Source organism: Pseudomonas sp. IT-P395, from assembly GCF_949767675.1.
Lineage (GTDB): Bacteria > Pseudomonadota > Gammaproteobacteria > Pseudomonadales > Pseudomonadaceae > Aquipseudomonas.
The window spans coordinates 1-7,368 of sequence record NZ_CATKPW010000026.1 but is presented as its reverse complement, the minus strand read 5'-3'; the positions used below and the strand labels follow the sequence as shown (position 1 = coordinate 7,368).

Sequence of the window (7,368 nt, the reverse complement as noted above, 5' to 3'; positions counted from 1 at the left end):
AAGCCGCCATCACCCAAAAAACGGATATACCCCCAAAACCAAAGCAAAAAAAAGCCCCCTAGGCACACACCGAGGGGGCTTCGGACAAACCAACTCAGAGCTTAGTGATGCTCACGCGTCGCGCGGAATTTCACATCCGGCCAACGCTCTTCCATCAACGCCAGGTTAACCCGCGTCGGCGCAAGATAGGTCAGGTGCCCACCGCCATCGACCGCCAGGTTCTCCACAGCCTTGTTGGAAAACTCCTCAAGCTTCTTCTTGTCGCTGCACTCAATCCAGCGCGCGGAATACACAGTGATCGGCTCATACGAGCACTCAACCTTGTATTCCTCCTTCAAACGGCTGGCGACCACATCAAACTGCAGCACACCCACGGCGCCAAGAATGATGTCGTTGCTGCGCTCCGGGAAGAACACCTGCGTTGCACCTTCTTCGGCCAGTTGCTGGAGACCCTGACGCAACTGCTTGGACTTCAGCGGATCACGCAGGCGCACACGACGGAACAGCTCCGGCGCAAAGTGCGGAATGCCGGTGAAACCGAGGGTTTCACCTTCACTGAAGGTGTCGCCAATCTGGATCGTGCCGTGGTTGTGCAAACCAATGATGTCGCCGGCAAAGGCTTCTTCAAGCTGCTCACGCTCGGAGGAGAAGAACGTCAAGGCGTCGCCGATGCGCACGTCCTTGCCGGTGCGCACGTGGCGCATCTTCATGCCTTTTTCGTACTTGCCGGAGCAAATGCGCATGAAGGCGATGCGGTCGCGGTGCTTCGGGTCCATGTTCGCCTGGATCTTGAAGATGAAGCCCGAGAACTTCTCTTCCACCGGCTCGACGGTACGCTCGTTAGCGACACGGGCCAGCGGACGCGGTGCCCAATCAACGACGGCGTCGAGCACATGATCAACACCGAAGTTGCCCAGTGCGGTACCGAAGAACACCGGGGTCAGCTGACCGTCGAGGAATTCCTGTTGGTTGAATTCGTGGCAGGCACCCTGAACCAGTTCCAGCTGCTCGATGAAACGCTCGTACTCGTCCCCCAGATGCGCACGCGCTTCGTCGGAGTCGAGCTTCTCGATGATCTTGGTTTCGGTGCGTTCGTGACCGTGACCGGCGGTGTAGACAATGATGTAGTCATCGGCCAGGTGGTACACGCCCTTGAAGTCGCGGTAGCAACCGATCGGCCAGGTGATCGGCGCGGCCTTGATCTTCAGCACGGCTTCGATCTCGTCGAGCAGTTCGATCGGGTCGCGGATGTCACGGTCGAGTTTGTTGATGAAGCTGACGATCGGCGTGTCACGCAGACGGCAGACGTCCATCAGCGCAATGGTCCGTGGCTCTACACCTTTACCGCCGTCGAGAACCATCAATGCCGAGTCCACCGCGGTCAGGGTGCGGTAGGTATCTTCGGAGAAGTCTTCGTGGCCCGGGGTGTCGAGCAGGTTGATCATGTGTTCGCGATACGGGAACTGCATGACCGACGTGGTAATGGAAATACCCCGTTGCTTCTCCATCTCCATCCAGTCGGATGTCGCATGGCGATCGGATTTACGGGATTTCACCGTACCGGCCACTGCAATCGCCTTGCCCATCAACAGGAGCTTTTCGGTGATCGTGGTTTTACCGGCATCGGGGTGGGAAATAATGGCGAAAGTGCGGCGTTTCGCGACTTCGGCGGCCTGGTTGGTCATGGGAAATCGCCTGGCGGTGATTCAAAAAAGGGCCGCGATTATAGCCCAACTCGATGCAATAACCGAACCGTTGAGCACATTAAGGGTGGCCAAATGCTGCCGCAGATGGGAACCTTTTGAAGCACGGAGACGTCCATCCCCTGTTACGAATTTTCGTCAGGGGCTGAAAAATCAGCAAGTTAGCCTGACGAGGCTGCGCTCATGGCTCGCTTTCAGACCGCTTTTTGCCGGTGCTGAGGGAGCTGCTTCTCGCGAACGTTTATTCCCGGCAGCCATGTATGGCATGCCACACGGGAGGGCGTTCGCCGACTACAAAAAAAGGAGTCCGCCTGTGGCTATCCGCTATGGCAAAGGGCTGATGGGAGGTGCGGTGGTGATCGCGCTCCTGGCCCTGCTGGTCCACTGGATCGGCATCAACACGATCGAACACTACCGCGACGATTTGTTGTTTTACCTGCAAGCTCATCTGATTCTCGTCCTCGCTTCAATGCTGGCCGCCCTGGTCGTGGGCATCCCCGCCGGCATCTTCCTCAGTCGCCCGACCATGGTCGGCCGCGCTGAACGCTTCATGCAGATCTTCAATATCGGTAACACCGTGCCTCCGCTGGCCGTGCTCGCGATTGCCTTGGGCGTCCTCGGCATTGGCAGTGGCCCGGCGATCTTCGCTTTATTCCTCGCTTCGTTGCTGCCGATTGTGCGCAACACCTACGAAGGCCTGAAAAACGTCCAGGGTTCGCTGAAAGAAGCGGCCGTCGGCATCGGCATGACCCCGCGCCAAGTGCTGTGGAAAGTCGAATTGCCCAACGCTGTGCCGATCATCGTCGGTGGTGTGCGCGTGGCTTTGGCAATCAACGTCGGCACCGCGCCGCTGGCGTTCCTGATCGGTGCCAACAGCCTCGGCAGCCTGATCTTCCCTGGCATCGCCCTGAACAATCAGCCGCAACTGCTGCTCGGCGCCGCGTGCACCGCGCTGCTGGCCTTGCTGCTCGATGGCGTGGTCACCCTCGCCAGCCGTCTCTGGCTGGAACGCGGTTTGCGCCCGTCTTAAGGCTTTTGCGAAGGAATATTTATGAAACGACTTAGCTTGATCTTAGGCTGCGTATTGCTGTTCGCGGGAATCGCGCAAGCCGCTGAAAAACCGTTGATCCGCCTCGGCGCCCGGGTCTTCACCGAGCAGACCCTGCTCGCCGAAATCACCGCGCAATACCTGCGCAGCAAAGGCTACGACGCGCAGATCACCGGTGGCCTGGGCAGCAACCTCGCCCGCAGCGCCCACGAAAGCGGGCAGTTGGACATGCTCTGGGAATATACCGGCGTGTCGCTGGTGGCTTACAACCATGTCACGGAAAAACTCGACAGCGCCCAGTCCTACGCCCGGGTGAAAGAACTCGACGCGAAAAAAGGTCTGGTCTGGCTGACCCCGTCGAAATTCAGCAACACCTATGCCCTCGCCCTCCCTAAAAAGGTCGCCGAGGAATATCCGCAGATCAACAACATCAGCCAGTTGAACGACGTGCTGCGCGCCGAGGCCAAGACCAATCACTTGGTGGCTTTGGACACCGAGTTTGCCAACCGCTCCGACGGTCTGATCGGCATGGTCGATCTCTACGGCATGAACCTGACCCGCAAAAATATCCGCCAGATGGACGCGGGCCTGGTCTACACCGCGTTGCGCAACGGCCAGGTGTTTGCCGGTCTGGTCTACACCACCGACGGTCGCCTCAACGCCTTCGGCCTGAAACTGCTGGAAGACGACAAGCATTACTTCCCCGACTACACCGCCGCGCCGGTAGTGCGTCAGGCCTACCTCGACGCGCACCCGCAATTGGCCGAGCAACTCAAGCCGCTGGCCGAACTGTTCGACGACGAAACCATGCGCCAGCTCAACGCGCGGGTCGACGTCGATCACGAAAGCCCTTCGAAAGTGGCCGCCGATTTCCTGCGCCAGCACCCACTTAACTAAGGAGGAAAAGTCATGGAATTTCTGAACGCCTTTTCCCACCTCGACTGGCAGCAGGTGATGCACCTGACCTGGCAGCACATCACCCTCGTCGGCGTTGCCGTGACCCTGGCGATTGTCGTTGGCGTGCCGTTGGGCATTCTGATGACGCGGTTTCCGACTCTCGCCGGCCCATTGCAAGCCAGCGCCACGGTGCTGCTGACGGTGCCGTCGATTGCCCTGTTCGGTTTGCTGCTGCCGTTCTACTCCAAGTTCGGCCAGGGCCTCGGCCCGATGCCGGCGATCACCGCCGTGTTCCTTTATTCACTGTTGCCGATCATGCGCAACACCTACCTCGCCCTCACTGGCGTGGAACCGGGCATCCGTGAAGCAGCGCGCGGCATCGGCATGACCTTCGGCCAGCGTCTGCGCATGGTCGAGTTGCCGATCGCCGTGCCGGTGATCCTCGCCGGCGTGCGTACCGCCGTGGTGATGAACATCGGCGTGATGACCATCGCCGCGACCATCGGCGCCGGCGGCCTCGGTGTGTTGATCCTCGCTTCCATCAGCCGCAGTGACATGTCGATGCTGATCGTCGGCGCACTGCTGGTCAGTCTTCTGGCCATTTTCGCTGACCTGTTTCTCCAATGGCTGCAACGCTCGTTGACTCCAAAAGGACTGCTCAAATGATCGAACTTCAAAACCTCAGCAAAACTTTCCAAAGCAACGGCAAAGACGTCAAAGCCGTGGACTCGGTAAGCCTGACCGTCAATGAAGGCGAAATCTGTGTGTTCCTCGGGCCATCGGGTTGCGGTAAAAGCACCACGCTGAAGATGATCAATCGCCTGATCAAACCGACCTCGGGCAAGATCCTCATCAACGGCGAAGACACCACCGACCTCGACGAAGTGACCCTGCGCCGTAACATCGGTTACGTGATCCAGCAGATCGGCCTGTTCCCGAACATGACCATCGAAGAGAACATCGTTGTCGTGCCGAAACTGCTCGGCTGGGACAAACAGAAATGCCACGACCGCGCCCGCGAGTTGATGAGCATGATCAAGCTGGAGCCCAAGCAATATCTGCATCGCTACCCGCGTGAACTGTCCGGTGGCCAGCAACAGCGCATCGGCGTGATCCGCGCACTGGCCGCTGATGCACCGTTGCTGTTGATGGATGAGCCGTTCGGTGCGGTCGACCCGATCAACCGCGAGATGATCCAGAACGAGTTCTTCGAGATGCAGCGCGCGCTGAACAAGACTGTGATCATGGTCAGCCACGACATCGACGAAGCGATCAAACTCGGCGACAAGATCGCGATCTTCCGCGCCGGCAAACTGCTGCAGATCGATCACCCGGACACGCTGCTCGCGCACCCGGCGGACGACTTTGTCAGCAACTTCGTCGGCCAGGACAGCACGCTCAAGCGTCTGTTGCTGGTGAAGGCAGAAGATGCGGCGGACAACGCGCCGTCGGTGAGCCCAGAGACGCCGGTGCCTGATGCGCTGGAATTGATGGACGAGCATGACCGTCGCTACGTGGTGGTCACCTGTGCCGAGAACAAGGCGCTGGGTTATGTGCGCCGTCGTGATCTGCACCGTCAGACCGGCACCTGCGCGCAGTTCCTGCGTGAGTTCAATGCCACGGCAGCGTACGACGAACATTTGCGCATCCTGCTGTCACGCATGTACGAGTTCAATCGTTCGTGGCTGCCAGTGATGGATGCCGAACGGGTGTTCCTCGGTGAGGTGACGCAGGAGTCGATTGCGGCTTATCTGAGTTCGGGGCGTTCGCGTGGGATGAAGACCAGTATTGTCTCGCCGGCTGAGGCGGTGGTCGTTTGATTAACCGGTAAAAACACAAAACCCTGTAGGAGTGAGCCTGCTCGCGATAGCGCAATATCAGTCAATGAAGATGTCGGCTGAAAAAAAGTCATCGCGAGCAGGCTCACTCCTACTGGACCGGGGGTGTTACCAAGTCATTCACAAGGCGGAAAAGAATCTCAACACCTGAGAACCAGACAGCATGCGCTGGATAGCCGTCCAAACAGCCAAAATCCCCCTCACCCCCATCTCTCGCGGCCATCGTCGCCGATGTTGCGCCCATCACACTTACCTACGACTTCGCCGACAAAATCCGCGAACGTGCAGGTATTTTTAACACTGGAAAATTCTCGGGGAACATCTGCCCGTCATCTCGGTCGGCTACAAAGAGTGATGAACGCGACGCACGTCAGAAGCGTGCAAAAACGCGACATTTTTAGTTGATCTCACGCCCCTCACGCCCTAAAGTTCGCGCCGAACGTCCATGCTGGAAACGATCCATCCGGCTCAAGTACTGACGACGAGACAGCAAGGCCAAGGGAAAGCTGCACATCCCATGGCCTTTTTGCTTTCGGCGACATGCCTTGGGAAGTAGGCGAACCAAAGTGGGGATACGGAGGACGTTCATTTGCACCCATTGTTAATTTCAGTTTGCCAGTAGGAGTTCCCAGCATGTCGATCCAGGTCGAAGACTATTTCGCGCGCGCTACATTCGACAAAATGAAGGCGTTCGCCGACAAACAGGAAACCCCGTTCGTGGTGATCGACACCGCGATGATCGCCCAGGCCTACGATGACCTGCGCGCCGGTTTCGAATTCGCCAAGGTCTACTACGCGGTCAAGGCCAACCCGGCCGTCGAGATCATCGACCTGCTCAAAGAGAAAGGTTCGAGCTTCGACATCGCCTCGATCTATGAGCTGGACAAGGTGATGGATCGTGGTGTCAGCCCGGACCGCATCAGCTACGGCAACACCATCAAGAAATCCAAGGACATCCGCTACTTCTACGAGAAGGGCGTGCGTCTGTTCTCCACCGACTCCGAAGCCGACCTGCGCAACATCGCCAAGGCTGCACCGGGTTCGAAAGTCTATGTGCGCATCCTCACCGAAGGCTCGACCACGGCTGACTGGCCACTGTCGCGCAAATTCGGCTGCCAGACCGACATGGCCATGGACCTGCTGATCCTCGCTCGCGACCTCGGCCTGGTGCCTTACGGCATCTCCTTCCACGTCGGTTCGCAGCAACGCGACATCAGCGTCTGGGACGCGGCGATCGCCAAGGTCAAAGTGATCTTCGAGCGCCTGAAAGAAGAAGACGGCATTCACCTGAAGCTGATCAACATGGGCGGTGGCTTCCCGGCCAACTACATCACCCGCACCAACAGCCTGGAAACCTACGCCGAAGAAATCATCCGTTTCCTCAAGGAAGACTTCGGTGATGACCTGCCGGAAATCATTCTCGAGCCGGGCCGTTCGCTGATCGCCAACGCCGGGATTCTGGTCAGCGAAGTGGTGCTGGTTGCACGCAAGTCGCGCACCGCTGTTGAACGTTGGGTTTATACCGATGTGGGCAAGTTCTCCGGCCTGATCGAAACCATGGACGAAGCGATCAAGTTCCCGATCTGGACCGAGAAGAAAGGCGAGATGGAAGAAGTCGTCATCGCCGGCCCGACCTGCGACAGCGCTGACATCATGTACGAGAACTACAAATACGGTCTGCCGTTGAACCTGGCGATCGGTGATCGTCTGTACTGGCTGTCGACCGGGGCGTACACCACCAGTTACAGCGCGGTTGAGTTCAATGGCTTTCCGCCGTTGAAATCGTTTTACGTGTAAGCGCAGCTGCGAGTTTCAAGCTGCTAGCTGCAAGTGAAAAGCCCATGACGTGTCATGGGCTTTTTTTGTGTCTGGCTTTGAGATT

General features: G+C 58.3%; 6 protein-coding genes. 5 read left to right on the top strand and 1 reads right to left on the bottom strand.

The features are described 5' to 3' along the window. Positions 1-101: 101 nt before the first annotated feature. Positions 102-1,685, bottom strand: coding sequence for a peptide chain release factor 3 (locus tag ACM6IN_RS18580; RefSeq protein WP_007915312.1), 1,584 nt, complete (start codon positions 1,683-1,685; stop codon positions 102-104). 358 nt (positions 1,686-2,043) lie between these two features. Here ACM6IN_RS18580 and ACM6IN_RS18575 point away from each other — a divergent pair, with 358 nt between their 5' ends. The 5 genes from ACM6IN_RS18575 to ACM6IN_RS18555 all read left to right on the top strand — a co-directional run bounded on the left by ACM6IN_RS18575 (position 2,044) and on the right by ACM6IN_RS18555 (position 7,283). After that, positions 2,044-2,733, top strand: a complete 690-nt coding sequence (locus tag ACM6IN_RS18575) for an ABC transporter permease (RefSeq protein ID WP_169844036.1) — start codon at positions 2,044-2,046, stop codon at positions 2,731-2,733. Positions 2,734-2,754: 21 nt separating this feature from the next. Beyond that, positions 2,755-3,648: a glycine betaine ABC transporter substrate-binding protein gene (locus tag ACM6IN_RS18570; protein ID WP_414916505.1), complete on the top strand. Its 894-nt coding sequence runs from the start codon at positions 2,755-2,757 to the stop codon at positions 3,646-3,648. A gap of 12 nt (positions 3,649-3,660) precedes the next feature. Further along, the gene (locus ACM6IN_RS18565) at positions 3,661-4,314 is read left to right on the top strand and encodes an ABC transporter permease (protein ID WP_414916504.1); all 654 of its coding nucleotides are present in this window, start codon (positions 3,661-3,663) and stop codon (positions 4,312-4,314) included. Beyond that, entirely contained in the window at positions 4,311-5,468 is a 1,158-nt protein-coding gene (locus ACM6IN_RS18560) for a betaine/proline/choline family ABC transporter ATP-binding protein (RefSeq protein ID WP_414916503.1), read from the top strand. The genes ACM6IN_RS18565 and ACM6IN_RS18560 overlap by 4 nt, the downstream gene beginning before the upstream one ends. A 651-nt stretch (positions 5,469-6,119) precedes the next feature. Next, complete coding sequence (locus tag ACM6IN_RS18555; protein WP_007915304.1) at positions 6,120-7,283, top strand: type III PLP-dependent enzyme; 1,164 nt, start codon at positions 6,120-6,122, stop codon at positions 7,281-7,283. Positions 7,284-7,368 lie beyond the last annotated feature (85 nt).

Bases quoted from the DNA above. Each gene is read 5' to 3' on its own strand.
- ACM6IN_RS18570 (WP_414916505.1), top strand. From the start codon at position 2,755: ATGAAACGACTTAGCTTGATCTTAGGCTGCGTATTGCTGTTCGCGGGA.
- ACM6IN_RS18580 (WP_007915312.1), bottom strand. From the start codon at position 1,685: ATGACCAACCAGGCCGCCGAAGTCGCGAAACGCCGCACTTTCGCCATT.
- ACM6IN_RS18575 (WP_169844036.1), top strand. From the start codon at position 2,044: ATGGGAGGTGCGGTGGTGATCGCGCTCCTGGCCCTGCTGGTCCACTGG.
- ACM6IN_RS18555 (WP_007915304.1), top strand. From the start codon at position 6,120: ATGTCGATCCAGGTCGAAGACTATTTCGCGCGCGCTACATTCGACAAA.
- ACM6IN_RS18565 (WP_414916504.1), top strand. From the start codon at position 3,661: ATGGAATTTCTGAACGCCTTTTCCCACCTCGACTGGCAGCAGGTGATG.
- ACM6IN_RS18560 (WP_414916503.1), top strand. From the start codon at position 4,311: ATGATCGAACTTCAAAACCTCAGCAAAACTTTCCAAAGCAACGGCAAA.